Annotated in this window: 16 protein-coding genes, 1 tRNA gene and 1 pseudogene; 5 read left to right on the forward strand and 13 right to left on the reverse strand. The window is 50.4% G+C overall.

The annotated features are described in order from the left end of the window. The first annotated feature begins 18 nt into the window (after positions 1-18). The 3 genes from I8J30_RS00770 to I8J30_RS00780 all read left to right on the forward strand — a co-directional run bounded on the left by I8J30_RS00770 (position 19) and on the right by I8J30_RS00780 (position 3,872). Positions 19-1,857, forward strand: a complete 1,839-nt coding sequence (locus I8J30_RS00770; protein ID WP_210654567.1) for a DEAD/DEAH box helicase — start codon at positions 19-21, stop codon at positions 1,855-1,857. Beyond that, complete coding sequence (locus I8J30_RS00775; protein ID WP_210654569.1) at positions 1,854-2,792, forward strand: YqhG family protein; 939 nt, start codon at positions 1,854-1,856, stop codon at positions 2,790-2,792. The genes I8J30_RS00770 and I8J30_RS00775 overlap by 4 nt, the downstream gene beginning before the upstream one ends. Before the next feature lie 141 nt (positions 2,793-2,933). Next, positions 2,934-3,872 carry a hypothetical protein gene (locus I8J30_RS00780; protein WP_210654571.1) on the forward strand — a complete coding sequence of 313 codons (939 nt, stop codon included), beginning with the start codon at positions 2,934-2,936 and terminating at the stop codon, positions 3,870-3,872. Between the two features lie 13 nt (positions 3,873-3,885). Here the strand turns inward: I8J30_RS00780 and I8J30_RS00785 are convergent, their stop codons facing one another. Beyond that, positions 3,886-4,086, reverse strand: coding sequence for a YqzE family protein (locus I8J30_RS00785; protein ID WP_210654573.1), 201 nt, complete (start codon positions 4,084-4,086; stop codon positions 3,886-3,888). 133 nt (positions 4,087-4,219) lie between these two features. Here I8J30_RS00785 and I8J30_RS00790 point away from each other — a divergent pair, with 133 nt between their 5' ends. Then, on the forward strand, positions 4,220-4,978 hold the full coding sequence (locus I8J30_RS00790) for an N-acetylmuramoyl-L-alanine amidase family protein (RefSeq protein WP_240547723.1): 759 nt from the start codon (positions 4,220-4,222) through the stop codon (positions 4,976-4,978). Here I8J30_RS00790 and I8J30_RS00795 read toward each other — a convergent pair. Beyond that, on the reverse strand, positions 4,946-5,758 hold the full coding sequence (locus I8J30_RS00795) for a divergent polysaccharide deacetylase family protein (RefSeq protein ID WP_240547724.1): 813 nt from the start codon (positions 5,756-5,758) through the stop codon (positions 4,946-4,948). The genes I8J30_RS00790 and I8J30_RS00795 overlap by 33 nt on opposite strands. Before the next feature lie 132 nt (positions 5,759-5,890). Then, positions 5,891-6,304, reverse strand: coding sequence for an exosporium protein C (locus I8J30_RS00800; RefSeq protein WP_210654577.1), 414 nt, complete (start codon positions 6,302-6,304; stop codon positions 5,891-5,893). A 284-nt stretch (positions 6,305-6,588) separates the two neighbouring features. On the opposite strand from I8J30_RS00800, the pseudogene I8J30_RS00805 reads away from it, so the two are divergent. Next, positions 6,589-7,021, forward strand: a pseudogene (locus I8J30_RS00805) (DUF2975 domain-containing protein). Positions 7,022-7,097: 76 nt separating this feature from the next. On the opposite strand, the gene I8J30_RS00810 reads toward I8J30_RS00805, so the two are convergent. The 10 genes from I8J30_RS00810 to I8J30_RS00855 form a co-directional block, all read right to left on the reverse strand. Beyond that, positions 7,098-7,184, reverse strand: a tRNA-Leu gene (locus I8J30_RS00810). Between the two features lie 94 nt (positions 7,185-7,278). Then, positions 7,279-8,331, reverse strand: a complete 1,053-nt coding sequence (locus tag I8J30_RS00815) for a glycoside hydrolase family 18 protein (protein WP_210654578.1) — start codon at positions 8,329-8,331, stop codon at positions 7,279-7,281. Positions 8,332-8,344: 13 nt separating this feature from the next. Then, positions 8,345-10,963, reverse strand: a complete 2,619-nt coding sequence (locus I8J30_RS00820) for a transglutaminase domain-containing protein (protein ID WP_210654580.1) — start codon at positions 10,961-10,963, stop codon at positions 8,345-8,347. A gap of 6 nt (positions 10,964-10,969) precedes the next feature. Next, positions 10,970-11,995, reverse strand: a complete 1,026-nt coding sequence (locus I8J30_RS00825) for a carbohydrate-binding family 9-like protein (protein WP_210654582.1) — start codon at positions 11,993-11,995, stop codon at positions 10,970-10,972. Positions 11,996-12,198: 203 nt separating this feature from the next. Beyond that, complete coding sequence (locus I8J30_RS00830; RefSeq protein ID WP_338044756.1) at positions 12,199-13,338, reverse strand: GntR family transcriptional regulator; 1,140 nt, start codon at positions 13,336-13,338, stop codon at positions 12,199-12,201. Positions 13,339-13,428: 90 nt separating this feature from the next. Next, complete coding sequence (locus I8J30_RS00835; protein ID WP_210654586.1) at positions 13,429-14,379, reverse strand: carbohydrate ABC transporter permease; 951 nt, start codon at positions 14,377-14,379, stop codon at positions 13,429-13,431. Between the two features lie 16 nt (positions 14,380-14,395). Further along, complete coding sequence (locus I8J30_RS00840) at positions 14,396-15,295, reverse strand: carbohydrate ABC transporter permease (protein WP_210654588.1); 900 nt, start codon at positions 15,293-15,295, stop codon at positions 14,396-14,398. A 2-nt stretch (positions 15,296-15,297) separates the two neighbouring features. Next, positions 15,298-17,901 carry a DUF5696 domain-containing protein gene (locus tag I8J30_RS00845; protein ID WP_210654590.1) on the reverse strand — a complete coding sequence of 868 codons (2,604 nt, stop codon included), beginning with the start codon at positions 17,899-17,901 and terminating at the stop codon, positions 15,298-15,300. Between the two features lie 37 nt (positions 17,902-17,938). Then, the gene (locus I8J30_RS00850) at positions 17,939-20,005 is read right to left on the reverse strand and encodes a YIP1 family protein (RefSeq protein WP_240547725.1); all 2,067 of its coding nucleotides are present in this window, start codon (positions 20,003-20,005) and stop codon (positions 17,939-17,941) included. Between the two features lie 18 nt (positions 20,006-20,023). Further along, entirely contained in the window at positions 20,024-20,896 is an 873-nt protein-coding gene (locus tag I8J30_RS00855) for a carbohydrate ABC transporter permease (RefSeq protein ID WP_091215166.1), read from the reverse strand. Positions 20,897-20,901 lie beyond the last annotated feature (5 nt).

Genomic DNA, 20,901 nt, shown 5'->3' on the forward strand with positions numbered 1-20,901 from the left:
AAGGAGCTCCTCCAACCTATGCAATCGAACTATGATCCCGTAACCGGAGAAAATCTTTCAGGCCCCGCTTCAAGCCCGGGCTCAGCTTCTGCCGTAAAACGCAAGCTGCACCCGAGCGTAGATTTGCAATTTGATCGCACATGGCTTCATCAATTGCAAGAACGCGTCGACCGTAACGGTCCTTGGGACGAGTGGACGATGTACCAATTGGCTATTGAAGCCGAACAATCGAAGCTGGTTGAGAGCTTCGATGATTTGCAATGCTTGCGCAGCCTCCCTTCCTTCGAGCCGATGCCGCATCAAATCAGCACAGCTCGCAAAGTGCTGCATGAAATGAGCGGCCGCGCCATCCTCGCCGATGAGGTCGGTCTAGGCAAAACAATCGAAGCCGGCTTAGTGCTGAAAGAATATATGGTACGCGGGCTTGTGAAGCGCGCGCTCATTTTGGTTCCGGCCTCCCTTGTGCTGCAATGGGTGCGGGAGCTGAACACCAAGTTCGGCATCTCTGCGGTTGCGCAGAAGAAGGATCACTCTTGGGCCTATGATGTCGTCGTCGCATCTATGGATACCGCGAAACGCGAGCCGCATCGCGAGAAGCTGCTCGGACAAGATTACGATATGATCATCATCGACGAGGCACACAAGCTGAAGAACAAGAAAACAACCAACTATCAATTCGTGAACCTGCTGCGTAAGAAGTACTGCCTCCTGCTTACTGCGACGCCGGTTCAGAATGATCTGGACGAGCTGTATAACTTAATTACCCTGCTTAAGCCGGGACAATTAGGCGGTCAGAGCGAGTTTGCCGCCAACTTCGTCGTGGACAAGCGGTTGCCGAAGAACGAGGAGCAGCTGCATGAAGCGTTATCCTCCGTCATGATTCGGAATCGCCGCGGAGACGGCGGCATCCAATTCACGAAACGAATCGTGAAGAACATCCCGCTTTCGCTCTCTGCGGAGGAGCAAGCCTTATATGATGCGGTAACCAAATTCGTGCGCGATCGCGTCGATGAGAGCCAAGGCGATTGGTCCAGCCTCCTCTCCCTCGTTACGCTGCAACGAGAGGTTTGCAGCAGCCGCGATGCCGTGTTCCTTACGCTCGTCAATATGTTCAAGAAGACGGCTGAAGACTCTCCGCTGCGCCCGAAAATTTGGGAGCTGGTTGAGGTCATCCGCGGCATCAACGCCAACACCAAAGCAGAGAAAACGATGGAGCTCGTACGCGAGATGAACGATAAAGTGATCATATTCACGGAGTACCGGGCTACGCAGGAATATCTGCTTCAATATTTCCGCTCCAATAATATGGTCGCCGTCCCCTACCGAGGCGGGATGAACCGCGGCAAGAAAGATTGGATGATGGATCTGTTCCGCGGACGCGCGCAGGTGCTGATCGCAACGGAGGCCGGCGGTGAAGGCATCAACCTGCAGTTCTGCCACCATATGATCAATTTCGATCTGCCTTGGAACCCTATGCGGGTCGAACAGCGGATCGGCCGTGTTCATCGACTCGGGCAAACGAGCGACGTACGCATCTATAACCTTTGTACGATCGGTACAATTGAAGAACATATCGTCAGTTTGCTGCATGAGAAAATCAATCTGTTCGAGCTCGTAATCGGAGAGCTGGATCATATTCTGGAGCGGTTCGAGAAGAGCGAAACGCTGGAACAGCGGCTTGCCCGTTTAATGCTGGAATCCGGCGGCAACCAAGATAAACTCCGCATGCAGATCGACGAGCTTGGCAATTCACTTAGCCGTATTCGGGACGAAGTTGAATTGGAAGAGCCCATGGATATGGGGGCGATTAATGCCGTCATGAACGCCGTAGGACAGACGATTGAGGTGAGACCATGAACGAACGTCAAATCCATAAGTTTATTCAACGCTATCTGGAGACGACCAACTGTCAAATTATCGAGAAATCGCCGGCCCATTTTCAAGTCAAACTGTCGCCTCGCGCTGATCGTGATCTGACAAATCGGCCATACTACTGGAGCTTCGTCGACCGCACAGGCGCCGATCCGGAAACGATGTCCATGCTGTTCGTTACCGATAAGCAGAAATATGAGCAGGCGCAGGCAGCGGTACCGCCTCCTCCTGCCCCCAATGCCGCGAACGCTGCGGCAGATGCGGCATTAAGCCGCTCCTTCGGCCATATTCATGGCACGCTGAATACGAATATCCGCGTTCCGCGCGAGGATTTGTACTATGGCTCCCGCCGGCTGAATCAGCTTTTCGAGTCTGCTCGCAGCGGCGGAAGCTACCTCTGTTTGTTTCAAGAACCGGAGAAACGAAGCGCCCACCCGCTTCACTCCACTGCTTACAGCGCGTGGCTTGGGGTTAATATGAAAGTAGAGTTCGCCTGCGACATGAAACGCGAGGAAATCCATTCCTTCGGCGTTTCGCTTGCGACGGGACAATGCATCGAGCAATTTCATGATCGGCTGCTGACACATCGCATGACCCCTAAGCTGCCGCCTAACGTGCATACGGCCAAAAACGCGCTTTCTCTGAATAAGGCGGCTACCATTGCAGAACAAACCTTGGAGCGTAAGCTTCGAAGCTACGACTACTCTTGGGCACAAGCAGCAGCTGAACGATTAGCTGATGAGCTGTCGACCATCAAACATTATTACGAGCCTCTTCTGGCTTCGGCCGAAGAGGAGAATAAGCAGCTTATCACGGAACAGTTCGAACGCAGGCAAGAAGAAATCCGCTGGCAATATGAGCCTCGCGTCACGGCTTCTGCCATTAACTGCGGTATTTTCTATCTTCAGGGCATTGGCTAACAAGATCTCTCTTTATCCGGCAAAAATAGAACGGAGCTTGTCCCAATCCCCTGACACGTTCCTACATCCTTTTCAACTGCAGGAAGGTACAATGACGGTGAATCGGCTTTCCCATTCTACAGGAAGCAGCAGGTGATGCAGATGATGCACAGATGCAGATGGTGGTTATCGCTTTTTGCCATAGCAGCCGCTTTCCTCTTGACGAGCACGCAGGTCTCCGCAGCATCGCTTTCTTTCACAACAGCCCCAAGCGTACAGCATGCCTCCAAGCTCGAGCAGCAAGTTCAAACTTGGGCGGATGCGCTGTCGGATCAGCCCAAATTTCAATCTTGGAAAAACGCTGCGGCCACCATTATTCCCCTCGGACCGGGTACGCATGGTTGGCTGGTTACATTTCGACTGGATCGTCTGCCCGTCGGGTATATGATTGTTCATGCAACCGCAGAAGGAGGTTTCGTCCTAGGGGAATACGGGACAGGCTCACACCCTGCTTTCGACCCGAATACGTTGTACAGCTCCATGGTGCGGCAAGGGTTGTTCACCACCTTCGCGGAAGCCATAAAAAAACCGCTCCACTTGGAACGGCTCTACGTATCGCCTGTACTTGCAGTTTGGAAATATGTGGCGTCTAATCAGGAAACCTATTATTTGGATGCCTGGACCGGAGAAGCCTTGCCCATTACAGATCAGTTGTGGCAGGAGCAAACCAAGGCACTCGCTGCGATCGCGGACAAGCCTGCATTAAGTGCGGCGACGGCAAAGGCGTCTACCGGCGCAGTTCACCTTACGAAACTGTCTGCTGCTAAAGCGAACCAAGCGTTCGATCCTTATGAACGGCTGCCTTGGCTGACTAAAGCACCTTTGTCCAAGGAGCAAATCAAGCATTTGCCTGATTTGCTTGACCAGCGCAATCAAATTCGGTTCACTGCAGAGCTGTTTCGAGATACGGTATTGTTCGTGTATCCGGCAATCGGGTACCATAGCTGGGATAATCAAAGCTTGTTTGTCGCTTTCGACTCCGTAGGCACCCGATATATCCCGGTCGACCTGCTTAATCAAGAAGGCCACTTCTATAATTGATGGGGCCGGATCGTTAGCCCTCTTCTCGAGGTTTAGAACGGATCAGCTGCATGACGCCTAATCCTCCCATACCAAACCAGCGTGTCAGCCAAGGCTCTCTTGCAGCTTTGGCTTGTTTGCGTCTTTCCTTCCGCGCTTCCTGCGGCGTGTCAATGATCTCGATCATTTTACCGGTCATGAACTTAATGTACTCTTCGGGTTTCTCAACAGCCATGTCCTTCATCTCCTCGTTAAATTCTAGTGTACCTACAGTGTCCCCGTTAATCATTTACTTCAAACATGAATGAGTTTCCTTGGTCTGTGCCACGCTAACGATAGCCATTATGGAATTGGAGGTAGGGTACAGCATGCTGGAGTATCGATCTGGACGAGTAAAGACTCGATTGTTCCTGATGTTCTGTTCTGTTTTATTTGGCTCGTTTACATTAGGTTCGACCGATATACTGGCAGCCTATCCGCTGGATGCGCCTACGAACGATATCCATCTGCAAGCAGAAGCTCCGCCAAGCTATCAACGCGCGCTTCCCACTGCAGAAGTCCTGATCGATGTCGGTCATGGAGGAATCGACGGCGGTGCGCACCATGAGGATATTCTGGAGAAAGATATTAACTTAGCCGTAGCCAAGAAACTGTACTTGCTGTTAAGCGCCAATGGCATCCGAGCCATCCTTAATCGCGATGCCGATTATGCACTAAGCGACGATAACCGCTGGAATCCTTCCGGTTCCCGGCATCGGAGGGATTTGTCTCAGCGCAGCCAGCTGACAAAAGAAATTCAGACGAAGATTCTCGTGAGCATCCATGTGAATTGGGCGCCGGACAAAACGGAACACGGTCCGCTCGTCCTCCATCAAAACGAGGGAGAAAGCGCGCTGCTCGCGTTCTGCATCCAAGATGCACTGAATCGCAAGCATAATACGCACCAACTCCCCCGCGTAGGTTCGCCGTTTTATTTGCTTAATGTCGTGAAGCAGCCTGCCGTTATCGTCGAGATGGGTTTTCTAAGCCACGAAGGCGACCGGACGATGCTGTTGAATCCTCGCAAGCAGCTCCAACTGGCCGAGGCGATTTCTTCAGGAGTGCGGAATTATATCCTTCTCCGCTGAAGGCACGACCATTTCGGATAGTTTGACGAAGCTGGTCGTTGACTGCAGCCGCGGAATGGCGTCTTTGAGCACCGCGGCTGTCAGTTTACCCGGAGGTCCGACATGCCCGATAATGACGCAGCTGTCATTGGTCTCCAGATATTTCTTAAGCACGCCGACCTGCTTGGAGATATGAGTCGTCGTGTACACATCGTCAAGGAAAACTTGATTGGATAGCAGCGGAACACCGAGCTCTGCCGTCAATTTAGGCAAAACGGTCTTATAGGTCGTTCTGCTATCCAAGAAGAACATCCCGTGTTTCTTGACGACGGACAGCACCGCTCGCATAACACGCTCATCCGCCGTAACTTTAGAACCCATATGGTTGTTCATGCCTACGGCATGCGGGACGGCTGCAATGGCTTCCTCTACCCGTTTGCTAATTTCAGCATCGCTCATGCTTGTCGTAATCGCGCCAGGCCCCAGCCACTCCGGCTTGCCGCGAACCGGCTCCATCGGCATATGGACGATAACGTCATCGCCCCGTTTGAACGCAAGCTCCGCATCTTGTTTCGTTGTCGGCATGAACGGCATTACGGCAACGGTAAATCGTACCGGTAGCTCCATCATCTCCGGCGTGCCTGTCATGCCGTTGCCGAAATCATCGATGACAATCGCTACCTGGCGATGTCCCTTGATCTCTGATTGTTTCGTGACAGCTCCCGCCGTTAACCCGGTATTCGGGGCCAGAAGTAACGCAGCGGCCGTGATGATACCCGCTAGCACAGTTTTATGTTGCATCTTTATACTACTCCTTCTGTTCATAAAGGTAATTACCATACCATCATTGTTTGTAAATGATGGGAAATGTATGTAATGGAAACAAGAAAGACGAGGTTGTCCTCGTCCTTCAAGCATACTCAACTTCGTTTATTAAACCGCATAAACGGTTGCGCTGAGATTAATTGGGCCAATGACGGCAGCTTCGCCGCCCGCGTTAAGCTTCTCCACATAAAGCGAATAGCCATGTGCGCCGGTTGGCACATTGATGTCGATGACTTGTAACGTTACCACACCGTAATGCTCAAATCCTGTCTCAAGGCCTTGCAATGCATAGTAGATTTCTTGCGTGCCGCGGAAAACACGGAACAAGACATCTACAACACTAGAAGTGCCGGATGCGCCGATTGTAGCAATCAGTTCAACGCGATTGTTATGGTTTTCATGCGGGATGAAGATACCCAGCTCAGCCAATATGGTTTTGGCAGGTGTTTGCGGTACCGGAATATGCACTTGGTTCGTAACGACTGCCGGTACACTTACGTTATAATCAATGATTTTCACCATGAATAATCAACTCCTTTCCTACCAGATACACTATTCTATGAAAATGATTTTGCTTTGGTGTGGACGAGTTGTGTTCCATGATTCGAATTATAAAAAAACTGCCGGGTTCATTGGGAACCGGCAGTTTTAGCTTGTATTTGAGACGCTATGTATAAGTACACGTTGACGATTTCATGTTCATAGTTTTCGTCAATTTCAAAGTAGGCAACACCGCTCATCATTCTCCTTGACTTTCTTTATTTGTAGAAATGAAATGGATATTTCAATTACAATTATAAAAGGCAATTATTTTACTGGCAGGCATTGCAGTGCTTGTTTTGTGTATCCGCTTGCCTGGGATAGCCGTTAAAGATGCAAGGGTACATCCGGATACGGCTTGCTTTCTAATCCCCTTTTTAGTATGTGCATACGGATTCTGTATTGCGTTTTCCGTTGCGTTGTATCAAGCCTATAAACTATTGACCTACATCGAACAGAACAATGCTTTCTCTGAATTATCTTTTAAAGCTTTGAAGATTATCAAGAAATGTGCTTTTACAGTCATTTTCCTCATCTTAGTAGGAATAGTTAGTTTGAGGGTGCTTGCTCAAGTTACAGACAGCGATGATGCGGCAGGACCTACATCATTATGTCGTCTAATGGGTATTTTTAGCAACAAGCATCATCGCAGCCATTGTGGACGCACTTCAGAAGCCATTAATAAATGCCCCGACATAAAGTCAAAATAACCGGGTGATTGGGGCCAATAAAAATAAACCCTTCGATCTTCATCGAAGGGTTGTCGTTGTAAGGTTGGTGCGGTCGAGAGGACTCGAACCTCCACGGCTGTTACACCACTAGAACCTGAATCTAGCGCGTCTGCCAATTCCGCCACGACCGCATCTGGCAGTTCCTGTTTCAATCTATCGTTTGAAGCAGTAAAAACACTTTACCACGAATAGAATCACAGTGTCAAACATGAATATGCATTCGCACTATTTGGCCACAGCACTACTGTTTCCTAAGCCCTTGTGAATCGCGTCCAACAACCGGAAAGTAGTATCGCAGCAGTACTCCCAGAACATCACACCTGCCAGTTCTTCATGCTTAACAAATTGGCATTTATGGTGCAGCGATTCCTCATCCTCGTACGAAATAAATTGATTGCCATTATACAAGAATGGCGCCTTCGCTTCATCATCCCAGTGACGAACGTACCCGTTCTTCTCGATGTAGTCTGCAGCTAAACGTGTGAAATCCGGACCGTAGCCGCCCGCTCCGGCGGTCATCTGAAGGAAGCCATGATTGACGTCCGGAACATCCTTCCACATCCGTGAATAGAAAGCCGCGCCAATGACGATCTTCTCGCGAGGCACACCGGCTGCAAGGAACAACCGAACAGATGCCTCAACGCTGATGCGGAACAAATCACCTGTCGATGTATGCAGGTTCGTATGGTGACCGGTCAAGGTTTGAAATCCGCCGCGCATGTCGTAGGTCATCAATTGCACAAAATCCAAATAACGCTGAACCTGGTCCATTTCGGTTCCGTCGATGTAGTACTGATCGGCCCCGGCTGCGATGGTCAGCAAGTAATGCCGCTTCGTCTCAGACCCTAATTGGTCGAACGCTTCTCTAAGTTCTTTCAAGAGCAGCGTGAAATTCGTTTTGTCCGCTGGGCTCGAAACAATCCCCGCTACGCCGTAACAAGGGTATTCCCAATCCAGATCAATGCCGTCGATTGGATGCTGCCGCAATATGTCCACGGCTGTGTCTGCCATCCGTTTTCTCCCCTCCGGCGTGGAAGCCGCTTCAGAGAACCCGCCTGCACTCCATCCGCCGACGGACAACAAGATCGATAAATCCGGATTATAGGCTTTGAGCGTTGGCAAACTGCCCAGATGCTTCAAGTGAGCAATTGAAATCCCATCGTTCACAACATGGCCGAATGCGATGTTAATATGGGTTAGTTTTAATGCGTTTTCTTCCGTTAATTTCGGAAGCCATGAATCTCCGACATAACCTGCCGCGATATAGTTAGCTGTCATTGATGATTCCTCCTCATTTCTGTTGGCTTAACCGAATCCCTGTTTGAAGTACTTCTCTACCGATACCCAGTTTATAGCCGGCCGTGGTATATCGAATTCTGCCTTCACTATCTACGACCAATACGAATGGCAGAGCCCCCGTATCCGTTCCCGGCAGTTTTCCGGCTGCCTGCTGAATGACTAAGTCACGATCGCGAACAAAGGTAACGTCGGCAAGGAAACCTTCATAAGCAGCGGGATCGAAGGATGCCGTCCACCCTTCCTCGGGGACAGCCAAAATAATAGGCATGCCAAGAGCATCATAGCCGCTTGCCAGCTCTTTGATCTCGCGGAGCAAATGCTTGGAAGGCTCGCGTTCCGGCTCAATCCATGCCAGCACTGCATTTCTCCCGCGAGTTAATTCATCCATTGATGCATGGGTTCCATCACGGCGAGTAAACCTCCAAGCCGAATCGACCTCACCAATGACTGGCACTTCAGTGACGGGATACCTGAATGACAGGGGCAATTCCCCATGCATGCCATCCGGCACTGTGAAATAAGTAAAACGAACCAGCACGGAACCGTCCTTCAGTCTTGTTCCGGCAGTCATGCGATAGCTACCCGCTTCGAGCTCAAACGGCTGATCGTATACATTGGTTTGGCCATGCGGATAAAATAACGATTGGTACCAGCCATTCTCCAGTCTTGCAAAGGAGAAGTTGCGGAAATAGGCCGCCTCTTCCGCCTCGGCCGGAGCTCCCGGATTACGCTTAAGAAGCACCCTACCAATTCCTGCAGCCGGTGTAAGCTTGCTTACTTGTTCAAAACAGGCATCATGCCAGACGGCATTCATCCAGTACTGCGGCTTACGCTCGCTTGGGTGAAGCCGCGCCGGAATACCGATGCTGCGGCAGAGCGCCACGAACAGAATGTCACGCGATATCCGATCACCCTTCAGTAGGCGATAACTGCCGGCAGGCATCGCGGATCCCTGATAGTACGTCATATCCTCGACAACCTCAAACTTCTCCAGCAGATGGCTGACAAGCCCGGATGGAGCCAGCCGATAGTCCGCGATATCCGCGGCAAGCAACGTTTCTTGGAAAAACTGCTTATACGGACCAATCATTTCGAACAAGACACGTGGACAAAGCACGTAACGCGAGAACAATTCAACATCGTATAAGTCCGCATAAGGCAGCGAGCCTTTCAAATGATCGAACAGCGCAGGGCGGAACGTATCGGTCAAATCTTTCTCGTTTAAGCTCTCTAACAGGCGCAGCGGCCATTCTCCATACGTTTCTGTTTGCTCCTGAAGAAAAGCAGCGATTTCATGGCTGTTCCCACGCGCCTTGCGAAGAACCTGCCATACGCGCTCTGCCGGAAGGTCAAGATCCAAAGCAATCTCGCCTGCGCGCGACTCACTGACAAACGTATCCGCGAAGCGTTTACGGATTGCTGCTCCTTGCTGCATGCGGCTGCGGTGCTGTTGAAGCACCTCGTCTGTTACTGCAGAAGCCTCATCGGCAGGCAGCTCCGGCGGAGGAACCATATCGAATTCGGTGATGCCATCTTGCTGCTCATATTCATCGATTGTGATCGTAAACGCGTCTTGTTCCGATACAGATAATTTGCTTTCGCCCCATCTTGAACCCTCTACGGCACGGACAAGCAGATCTCCAAATCCTGTCGTTAGCGTAACTTCGCCCCTAGCATCTGTCGTTAGTTTGGCGATCGGTGTGAATTCAGCGAAATTATACACTTGGAACGATACGGCAGCGCCTGAAACCGGCTGACCTTCACTGTCACGGATACGAACAACAATGTTGCGGCATGGTGCATAGCCATCCAGCAAATTTATTTCGGTGTACCATTCATGCGCGAGCGTTATCGATTCCGGCCCCGGATATTGCGAAGGAACACGCGTGTTAATGAGCATCGCTCTACGAGCCGGACCGCTGAACCATCCTTCATTGAGGCGAGGTTCAGGCTCACATGCCCCGATAAAGTGCCAGCTGCCATCCGCCCAAGCTTCAACCCAGGCATGGTTGGAGTCCGAATGTGCCCAGCGCGGCGTATAGCACTGCCTCGCCGGAATGCAAAGGCTGCGCAGCGCGGCAACGGCTAAAGTCGACTCTTCCCCGCACCGCCCCAGCGTTGTACGAATCAGTGTCAGTGGTGAAACTGTGCGAGGATCATTGCCGATGTACGTCGCTTTCTCGTAGCACCAATGATTCGTTTCCAAGATCGCGTCTCCCATGGATAGAAGCTTCACACGACTGTACAGCTCATCGAACAAAATACCGCGGCTGTCCTCAATGTTCTCATTGTTAACGCGGTACGGGAGTACAAAATGAAGAAACAGATGATCGGGCACCCGATTGCCCCAAGGCATCTCACGGCGAATCTCCAATGTCTTCCGGACATGGCTCAGAAACAGGCTGCCCTCGTAATCAGCCAGGTCGTTCAGCGGCATATAGGCGTAAAGAAACTTGAGCGCCAATCGTTCTTCCTCGCTGAGCTCTTCCTCAAATACGCTAAACAGCTCTGTCTTCCTCGCGCTGGCAAGCTGCTCCTTCTCCTTGAACTTGCGCTCGATCGTGATGCGTGTTTCTTCATCTAATGAACAACCTGCCGCTGTTAAGGACATCTCCCCTCACTCCTTCCATAGCTTCCCATCTTCACGAATGTAATAGGTCGAGCCGCCATCTACCGAAGGCGCGGACATTTGAAAGAACCGCGAAGTCCGTTCGATTTGAGGTTGAATCATCCATGTGTCCTCCCCCATTAGCAGGGACAGGTCCTCGCTAAACACACCGGATTCCGCAAAATGGTTGCGTTGACGATAATACAACTTGCGCAGCTGCCACTTGATCGTTTCATCCTGCGGAAGTGCAAAGCTATCGGCGCCCTCTTCTCCGGCAAATACAACATACCCCCACAATTCCGGGTAATGCATATTGACGATTCCCATCGGCGACCACACCCAATTGTCTTCCGGGAATGACTTGCCGGTAGCAGGGTTGATCACTTTCTCATAACGTCCGTCTCTCACTTCTGCCTGCCATTCCACGCGAGAAAAATTCACGCGCCAGAATTGTCCGGCTGTCGGACGGCGTCCCTCAGAGGCACATTCCAGCAGGCTCTTCCACGGCATGGCCACTTCGACGCTCCAGCTGCGATTGGCAGCGAGTGGATTGCCCAGTTCTCCATCGATATGAACCGCTGTTTTCAAGCCGGCGATGTCCCATGCGTTAACGGCCGGGCCGCCATCACGGTACGGCTTCACAAGCAGCAAATCCCAAACGGTGTTCAAAGCATTGATTTCAAATTCGTAATAGTGGTGCGAATCACCGTCAGGATCAATGAAAATCTCAAAGTCGTTATCGTAGAAGATCACGGAGTCCCGCTCCGTAAGCGTAGCCCAGATTTGGTCTTCCACCAATTCGGCACCGAAATAGAAATACTCGTCATCCCATAACATCTTGACTCTCGTCTGTTTACTTGGCTTTGGTCTCAGGTCCCCTTCGATATCGACAAAATCAGCCGTCCAAGGCGCATCCGCCCAAAACGATTTATCCAGTCTGCCATCCAGCACGAGCGGCTTTGTCGCTCTTCGGCATAGGTAATGCTCGGGTGAATACTTCTTGATGTGTGGTTCCGGTACTCCGCTGAGATTCATGAATCTGGCCTCCAGCCTATATTATGTTATATCTTCTTCAATCATTACAATCATTTTCCTCTCTTATTATACCGTTCATTTGCCAAAAGTGTAAATATTAGATATAACAAATGACATCTATAATTCCACAGAGTATATCTTAAATGCAAAAAAGCCTCCTTGAGAGCATCAAGCTCACAAGAAGGCGAACATCGGACCTGCTCTTAGTCATTCAGGTCCGGCCCTTGCCCGATCGACTGTCTTGGGATCCATTTGACCGGAATAACAGCACGTTCCCGTTGTATAACATGGTTCTCCAATTGATCGATAATCATCATTGCAGCGCGTTTTCCGATTTCATCGTAATTTTGCTCGATGGTCGTAATCTGAATATCGCCTTGCTGCGACATATCGTTGTTATCGAAGCCTACAATCGACAGTTCCTCCGGAATTTTGATCCCCAAATCAATAGCCGCCTTCGAACAGTCATAAGCGACCATATCATGTTCGGTTTGAATCGCCGTCACGCGCAGCTTCATCAATTTCCCAAGCAAATCCTTGTAGAATTCGCGCCGAGTCGCCGGAGCCCCCTCCGCTTCCCGCGGCAAGTCGCTGAAGATCAGCTCAATATCCACCGGTAGTCCGTTATCCGTAAGCGCTTTACTATATCCGAAGAAGCGGTCACGAACCGTACTGCGGTACTGAATGCCGATCGTGGAGATGAAAGCGATACGCGAATGCCCCAGTTCAATCAGCTTGGATGCCGCTTGGTAACCACCCGCATAATTATCCGATACCGCGCTTCCCATGGTCAGCAAGCTGTAATATTGGTCGACGGTTACGATCGGATATTCGCTGAGATGAAGCGCATGGACAACATCCAAATTCTTTTGCGTGCTGACCGGGTATAAAATAATGCCTGACGTACCTCGTTTAGGGAGCGAATGCAGCAACTCGCGCTCACGTTCACTGCTCCAGTCGCTGTTATGGATACTGAGGTAATATCCTTTGGATTCGACGTATTTGGCCGCACCCTGCATATGCTCGAGCGTATTGTGAGCGGTAACAAAAGGAAGGATCATGGAAACGATTCGGCTGGAGGGAGCGGCCTCCCTCACTTCCGTTTCAGGACGGGCTTCATCTTGTTTCTTCACGAAGCTGCCGCTGCCCCTTCTGCGATAGATCAGACCTTCTCTTTCGAGTTCAATCAATGCACGTTTGGATGTAATGCGGCTGACGCCGAACTGCTCCGCTAGCTCAAGTTCCGTTGGAAGCTGCTGACCGGTGACGTATTCCCCTTGAGAGATGCGTTCGCGCAAAACCCCGAGTATTTGACTGTATAACGGCTTATTATCGCTCAGCACAGAATTCACACCTCAGCCTAATTAGTTCTATTTTTTTCAGTATAGCTATTATTGTCTTACTAATCCAACAGATTTTATACGAATTACGGACTAGCCCGTAATCCCGGTCCGCTCCACGCTTTCCACAAAGTATCGCTGCACAAACAGGTACATGGCAATAAGCGGCGCGATCGTCAGGAGTACCCCGGTATTAAGCAGCATTGACGTGTATACGGGGTCCGGTTCTTTAAGGCCAACGCCCATATCCATGAGGCTTGTGGACAGCACTTTCACTTGCTTCAAGAACAAGCTGACGTAATAGCTGTCATTCCATTGCCAGACGAAGGAGAACAGAAGCACCGTAATGATGGCGGGAATGGCGTTGGGCAGCATGATGCGGGAGAACGTGCGAAGCACCCCTGCTCCGTCAACCAATGCAGCTTCCTCGACTTCCTTCGGAATCCCTCTAAAGAACTGCCGGAAAATATAGATATAGAGACCGTTCTTGAGTCCCATCGCCGTCCCCGCCGAAATAATAAACGGCCAGAAGGTATCGATCAAATTCAGCCCTTTCTTGCCTGTAAACAAATGAATGAGACCAAACAGATCAAAGTACCGATACGTCAAGTAAAGCGGAATCATAATCGTTTGCGGCGGCACAACAATGGTAAAGATGACGAGCGCGAATAAGATCTCGCTGCCTTTAAACTTCAGTCGCGCAAACGCATAGGCAGCCAGCGTGCAGGACGCCATTTGGATAATGGTCGTACTGGATGTGATATAGAGCGTATTCAGCAATGAAGTCAAGTAATGCGCGGACTCCATGGCGATTTTGAAATTATCGAGCGTAAAATGCCTCGGAATCCAGAGCACAGTCGGATCGTAGATATCGACCTTGCTGCGAAATGCGATGGAGATCCGCAAGAATAGCGGAAACAAAATGACGAAACAAAACCCGAGAATGAGGACAGCTCGTATCAATCTCCATACGAATCCTTTCGTTTTCTCCACCGGATTGTACCGTCTTACGAATAAATCGGCGTAAGCTGTAGGCGATTTCATCGACTCACCTCCCCATTTAGTCATAGTAGAACACTTTGCGTGAGATCAGGCCGACTGAGACGGCAAGTATCAGGCCGACGCATAGGAAGAACACCCACGACATCGCGGCGCTAAGACCGAAATCGAATACTTTGAAGGCTGTTTCCGAGATCAACAAGTTGATCTGGTTGCTGCTGAACGTATCGGTTATCGAATAGACCATGTTCGTTAGAATAAGCGGCGTAACCATCGGAAACGTAATTTTCCAGAAGCTCTCGTACCCTGTCGCGCCTTCGATCTTGGAGGCCTCGTACAAGGAAGGAGAGATCGATTGCAAGCCGGCTAAGAAAATAAGAATTTGCACGCCGGATGAGCTGATAATCTCGTAAATCCGATCCACCGCACCTGTAATATAATTCACGATAACCGGCGACAGACCCGACTCGATCATCATTTTACTTAGCTCGAAGCTTTGCAGGGCATTCGATCCCCCCTCACCTCCATTGCCTGCCGGAATCGCGCCGCCGCCGACAAAGCTGCTGATATCCAGATTCGCGATTGCGCTGGAGGCCAGAATGACCGGCAGGAAGAAGATCGCTCTGGCGAACGGACGCCCTACAAACTTCTGATTGAGCAGCACTGCTGCAAACAAACTGAAAATTAGAATGAGCGGCACGTTCACGACCATGTTTCCGATCGACTCCGCCAAGGTCCGAGGGAAGTCCGGATTGGAAGTGAATAGGCTCGAATAATTTTCGAAGCCTTCGTAGGTTACATCAAAGCCTCCTTCGACCATATCAAGGGAGCTTAAGCTGTAACGAAACGATTGAATCAACGGCAAAATGAACAGCAGGATCATCCCGAACATGAGCGGCGATGCAAACAGAACACCGAACCATGCATTTTTCTGTTTTAGTGTCATTGGTTTCTTAAACATCGTCATTCACCGCCTACCCGGTAGCTTTCGGCGCCGATCTCCATGCCGTTCACCTGTACTGCCGTTTGATTATAGTTCACGATAATCGTCATGCCATTCTCGAACGTCGTCTCCACGACTCGATCAGCAAGATTGCGATGGCCGGTAATGACCTGATTACGCACTTGCTTCAATATGGGGTTCGCCTCGTTGTATAATTTGGCTGCTTCGTCCAACCAATCCGCATAATGAAGAGCGTACAAATCGTTATAAGCGGTATCTTTGACAACCGATGCTTCGTTATAGTACCAAGCGTAATATATGTTCGAGCCCGTTTCCAGCGCCTTGAGCATGGAAGCGCGCGGGTTCTGATACGCATCCATATTGAACGGCGCACCGGCCAGATCCACATAACCGTGAAGAGCAATTTGATAGAACATGACATCCTCATCGGTAATGTTTAATCGATTGCTGGAAGTAGGTGCATTGACCACGACATCGGCATATGGAAGGGTGTAAGCATTACCTCCGCTTATCATGAGCCTGCCGTTTTGCTGCTTCAACTTGTCCGTTTCATGCAAGATCGTATTTCGTGCTGCCTGACGGTCGACCGATGCTTGCGGGTTAAAGTCGGAATTCACTTCATTCCCCATATCCCGCAACGATAAGCCGCTTATCCCAAACTTCGCATAATCGTCCATAAAGGCGTCCACCGTGCTCGGAAGCTTGTTCGGGGACAATTTGTAATGCGAGAATGAATCTCCGTCTTGCACGTACATGACCGGATTGTAATTATAGACAGCTGCGCTGCGGCGATCAAGCAAGTCCGCGCTGTCTTTGGCTCCTTTATATTTCTCAAGGAATGCCACGTCCGGATACAAGCCGATCCCATTCTGTTTCGTGAAATCGATCAGACGTTGAAGCCCTTTCTTGCCTCCGAGCGCCCCTTCGAGCTCGACATCTTTCGGTGAGCTGTGACGGATGCCATCGTTAAACCAGCCTACATAACGCAGCGCTATCGTATCGATTCCCTGCGTTTTCAGCAGTTTAAGCATGGAGCCTGCTTCGTCATACGTCGTTAACGATTCCGTTGCCGAATAAGGAATGCCAAGGAATGATTTCTTCTTGCGGAACGCCCCTTCAACCTCAAGAATGAAAGGCGCATTGGCCTGTTCATCGAGCTTCTTCAGCTTGTGCTTATCGATTAAATAATTCCGATACGCACCTGCCATCCCAACATAATCGGCAGCACTGCCGGAGAGGAAGCTGTAGCGGACGCGAAGATCTCCTTGATAAGGCTGCTGTTGGAACATGGGAACAGAGCTGGTCTTCGTCCCTGAGCTGAGCGTATAATAGTCCATCGCGACAAATTGAAACTCGGAATTGACAGTATTATAGCTATCATGTCTGCCGCTAATATCGGCGAGCACGCTGGACAACGCGTCTCCGTCCTCGATAATGCCCAGCACTGCATGATCATTCTGCTTTAAGCCAAACACGGGCAATCGGACCGGAGAGCTGGTCACCACGCGCTCCTTCACATCGAACGTTCCGTCCTCACCGTAAACCGGCATGTTGAAAGGCTCCGCGCTTAATTTCTTGTTGTTCAATTGAATCAATGCGCCTGAACCATCCGGAACGAAGATATATCCCTGCTTCTTATCCGTTGCCGCCCCGAAATGCTTCAGCACCTGGACGGAGGCAAGCGGAAATTCCGGACTATAGCGGACATCCTTCGCCGCGATGGAGACAACGAATTGATCCGCGTCCAAGGCATATTCAACCGGTATCGTAAACGCGGCCTGCTCGTCGGAAGCTGCCGCTTCAGCGCCGTTCTCCTGGTTATCCTGAGCAGCATCTTCCTTTGAATATCCCGCTTGGGTCAGATAACCTGCAAGCTCTTGCTTCACGTTATCCTGCAAATTACGGATCTCATAGACCTGTTTCTCCGGATTGAGACGGAACTTATAGGTGACCTGCTTACGAGCATCGTCATCGGGCAGCTTGTCCAAGATGAGCTTCTGGAACCGTTCCTCGCTGATCACCGCCGGAATGTTCTCGGTACCGCCGGAAGCTTTGCCGAACCGGTAAACGATTCGCACTCCGTTCTTCGCGGCTGAAATCTCGAACTGTTTCTTCTCCACGCTGTCATCATGGCTGTTGAAACGATAGACTTGGCCCTTCTCGTTATAGTAAGTAAGCAGCAGCTGCGAAGAAAGCTCCGATTGATAAAGCGGTGAAGCGAGTGTGTCCTTCTGATGACCGATCGGGTTAGAGAACCATACATATCCGTCTCGTTTGTCCTTCACCGCTATCTCTGCTGTTTCTTTATTGATGAATAATGCGAGCGCATCCGTCTCCGATACCTGCTCCATCTGATTAAGTGCATTCAACTCTTCTGGTGTGTTTATCGTACGCACAGCCGTATCCGAAGCAGGATTCAAGGAGGCAACGGAAACTTCCCCATTCGATGACTTTCCTCTACCGGCAGCTGTTGATCCTACTGTCGCTTCTCCCGTTATTGAGCCGACATTTGCGTTAGCCCCATCAGCGTAATTGATAATGGCAGTGCCAGCTGCCAAGCATCCGCAGAGGGCAGCAATGACGACATGCTTTCTATTGATCACAACCGTTCCCCTCCAAATAAACAAGATTCCTCGGCAATCATCGTCCTCTAAACGAAAGCTCATGATAGAGTGACATAATGAAACTGATCATCTGCTGCAGCATACTGAAGAACAGAACGCCAAGGAACAACATGATCCCGATGACAACGAGCGTAAGCAGCATCGTTAGAACCGTTTTACCAGCCGAGTATTGATGAATCGTCATCGTGCCCACGAACAGCAATGCGATGAACCAGACAATCGCAACGGTGTCCAGCAAATAATAAAAGGAGCTCTCGTCAGCTGTGATGACTCTGCTGTACAGCGTTTGCGGCAAATAAAGGATGACAAACGGCATCAAGGAGTACCCGGTAGCCATTATAATTTCTTTGAATTTGCCTTCGCCGTCCATGAGCGTCGTAAGCGACCAGTTGGCCACACACCAGAGCAGGAACGGCAGTAGGATGTACTTCAGTTCATTGATGCTGTTCAGATCGGCGGGATTATTGAAATTGACAACGAATCCGCTGTACTGTCGCTTCACGATGGTGAGCAAGACGAGTAAAAACAAGATGACGGCTGCGATCTTGACTCTTCCCTGCTTCTCAAACTTCATCTCCCAGAAGCCGTTAAATGGATGCAGCATCGTGTAGAACGGGTTCTTGAGCGGGCCGACTTCTTTATAATAGCCGCTCGCAGCCCTTCTTCTGGCAAGCTTAACGATCGCGATAATGATACCGATTGCAGCTGCGATGCTGAGCACGATGGAACCGAAACGATCCATGACGATCTCTTTTCGGTACCGTTTGAAGGCCTCCGAATAGTTCTCCCGGTTGTTGCCAAGCTCGAAATACGCCATCGCTTCTTTGTTAGCGCCTTGCTTCAGCAGTGATTTTCCGATGCCGATGTACGCGACCTCGAAGTTGCTGTTCAGTTTAAGCACTTGCTGCCACGCGCTGGTAGATTGCTCCACTTTGCCGTTGTAGAGCGAAGTAACCGCATCCCGAATCAAACTTCCGTAACGCGTCGGCTCAAAAACAGTCAACCGATTGTTGTCCTTATCCAGTACGATGACGCGATCACCCTGCAGGCCAATAGCCGAAGGCGTACGGAATTTCCCTTGCTCCGCGCCTAATCCGCCGAACATGTAGAGCAAATTACCGTCTTTGTCATACGTGAAAACACGTCCGCGCTTCGAATCCAGCGCACTATACATGCCGCCGACATCCTGTGTGACATCGACGAAGATCGAGCTGCCCGGGAAGCTCCCCACTTCCAATGTGCCGATATCCCCTTTGGGCGGGAAATATCCTTTGCTCCGCAAAATATCGACGCCGGACGGATTCAGCTTCTTGATCGGACTGTTCGAGTTTTCTTCCACCGTTGTCGTATACATGAAACCATCATTGTCGATGGCGATATTATTGAACTCCAGCGGAATAAACTGCTCCATCTGATCGCGCTGTTTCTTAGTCGAGATCCGCTTCCAGAACAGATCCATCGGACTGAATTTCACGCGGTTCGTTCCGATAAATCCGCTGAACACGCCATCGGAATCAAATTCCATGATCCCTTCATAAGAACCGCGGCTGATCAGATACAACCTCTCCGCTTTATCAACGACCAGTTTAATCGGCGTAAATTGAAACCCCTGCCGGATCAGCGTCGATTTGGGCTCGTTGATCTCGCGCACAAACTCGCCTTTGGCTGTAAGCTCAATAATTCGGCGATTTTGCGTATCTGCCACGAAGAGATGGCCTTTCGCATCGGCGAAAACCCCCTCGGGCTGATTAAATGTATCTTGCTTGCCTGCATGGTCGAATGCAGCGATAACGCGCTCTACGCCTAGGTTCTTGTCGAGCACGACAATTCGGTTGTTTCCTGTATCCGCGATATAAATAAGGCCCGCACTCGAAATATACATATCCTGCGGTGAAACCAAGGGTCCGATATTCAAATCCGGCCCGTAGATGACTTCAGCAGCGCGGTATGGATCCGGCGCCGGCACCGCTTCTCCCCAGTAGGAGTAGTTATACCCATCCGATGAGGCAGCGGACGCAGGAGCGCATACACCGAGCATGAGCATAACCAGCATTAACGTTACGATCGTTCTTTTGGCTGTCAAAATCCGGCTCCCCCCTGCTTACTCTTTCAGCCCCGATGTAGACATCGTTTGAATGACTTTGCTTTGCGTGATGATGAATACCGCAATCGGAACAGACATCATGAGCAGCGTCACAGCTGCAACAGGGCCCGTTCTTGCTATTCCCCCGCTTGCTATTTGTCCGAAGACGGCATCCACCGTACGAAGCTGTTCGCTGTATATATATTTGTGGCTCGTTACGGATCCGTTCGTCCACAAGCTCTGCAGCGAGAAGATAATGAGCGTCATCCAAGCCGGTTTCACGATTGGCATGACAATTTGCCAGAATATCCGGTATTCCGTCGCGCCGTCGATCTTGGCGGCTTCGATTAAAGCATCCGGAATTTGTTCCATAAACTGCTTCATCAAATAAAGTCCCAGTGTGGAACCGAATGCCGGAAGCAAGATCGCCCAGTACGTATTGATCATGCCAAGCCAAGAGATCGTCATATAGTTCGGCACCTGGGTCACGTAAGGCGTGAACATAAGCGACATGACGACAAGGCTGAACAGCGCGTTCCGGAAAGGGAATTTCACCTTCGCAAGCGGATAGGCAGCTGCCGAAGCAATAATGACATGCCCCGTCGTTCCCGTTATCGCGATAAAGAAGGTATTAAATACATACCGCGAGAACGGTACCCAGGAGTCCGCGAAGATGCCGACTAGATCGGTGAAATTTTTCATCTCCGGGTGACGCACGATAAATCTTGGCGGGAATGCGAAAATTTCGTCCAGCGGCATAAAGGCTCTGTTAATCGTATATACCAGCGGAACCGCCATAAATGCCGCGACGCCTGCCAGCAGAATAAAGAGCAGAATATCGACGGACCAGGAGCGATTAAGCCGTTTTCTCAATAGGAACTTCAATGCCATCGGAC

Source organism: Paenibacillus lignilyticus (assembly GCF_017942085.1).
Taxonomy (GTDB): Bacteria; Bacillota; Bacilli; order Paenibacillales; family Paenibacillaceae; genus Paenibacillus_Z; species Paenibacillus_Z lignilyticus.

What these genes read in the sequence shown, in the direction of transcription:
- I8J30_RS00770 (WP_210654567.1), top strand. Translation starts at nt 19, where the DNA reads ATGCAATCGAACTATGATCCCGTAACCGGAGAAAATCTTTCAGGCCCC.
- I8J30_RS00775 (WP_210654569.1), top strand. Translation starts at nt 1,854, where the DNA reads ATGAACGAACGTCAAATCCATAAGTTTATTCAACGCTATCTGGAGACG.
- I8J30_RS00780 (WP_210654571.1), top strand. Translation starts at nt 2,934, where the DNA reads ATGATGCACAGATGCAGATGGTGGTTATCGCTTTTTGCCATAGCAGCC.
- I8J30_RS00785 (WP_210654573.1), bottom strand. Translation starts at nt 4,086, where the DNA reads ATGGCTGTTGAGAAACCCGAAGAGTACATTAAGTTCATGACCGGTAAA.
- I8J30_RS00790 (WP_240547723.1), top strand. Translation starts at nt 4,220, where the DNA reads ATGCTGGAGTATCGATCTGGACGAGTAAAGACTCGATTGTTCCTGATG.
- I8J30_RS00795 (WP_240547724.1), bottom strand. Translation starts at nt 5,758, where the DNA reads ATGCAACATAAAACTGTGCTAGCGGGTATCATCACGGCCGCTGCGTTA.
- I8J30_RS00800 (WP_210654577.1), bottom strand. Translation starts at nt 6,304, where the DNA reads ATGGTGAAAATCATTGATTATAACGTAAGTGTACCGGCAGTCGTTACG.
- I8J30_RS00815 (WP_210654578.1), bottom strand. Translation starts at nt 8,331, where the DNA reads ATGACAGCTAACTATATCGCGGCAGGTTATGTCGGAGATTCATGGCTT.
- I8J30_RS00820 (WP_210654580.1), bottom strand. Translation starts at nt 10,963, where the DNA reads ATGTCCTTAACAGCGGCAGGTTGTTCATTAGATGAAGAAACACGCATC.
- I8J30_RS00825 (WP_210654582.1), bottom strand. Translation starts at nt 11,995, where the DNA reads ATGAATCTCAGCGGAGTACCGGAACCACACATCAAGAAGTATTCACCC.
- I8J30_RS00835 (WP_210654586.1), bottom strand. Translation starts at nt 14,379, where the DNA reads ATGAAATCGCCTACAGCTTACGCCGATTTATTCGTAAGACGGTACAAT.
- I8J30_RS00840 (WP_210654588.1), bottom strand. Translation starts at nt 15,295, where the DNA reads ATGTTTAAGAAACCAATGACACTAAAACAGAAAAATGCATGGTTCGGT.
- I8J30_RS00855 (WP_091215166.1), bottom strand. Translation starts at nt 20,896, where the DNA reads ATGGCATTGAAGTTCCTATTGAGAAAACGGCTTAATCGCTCCTGGTCC.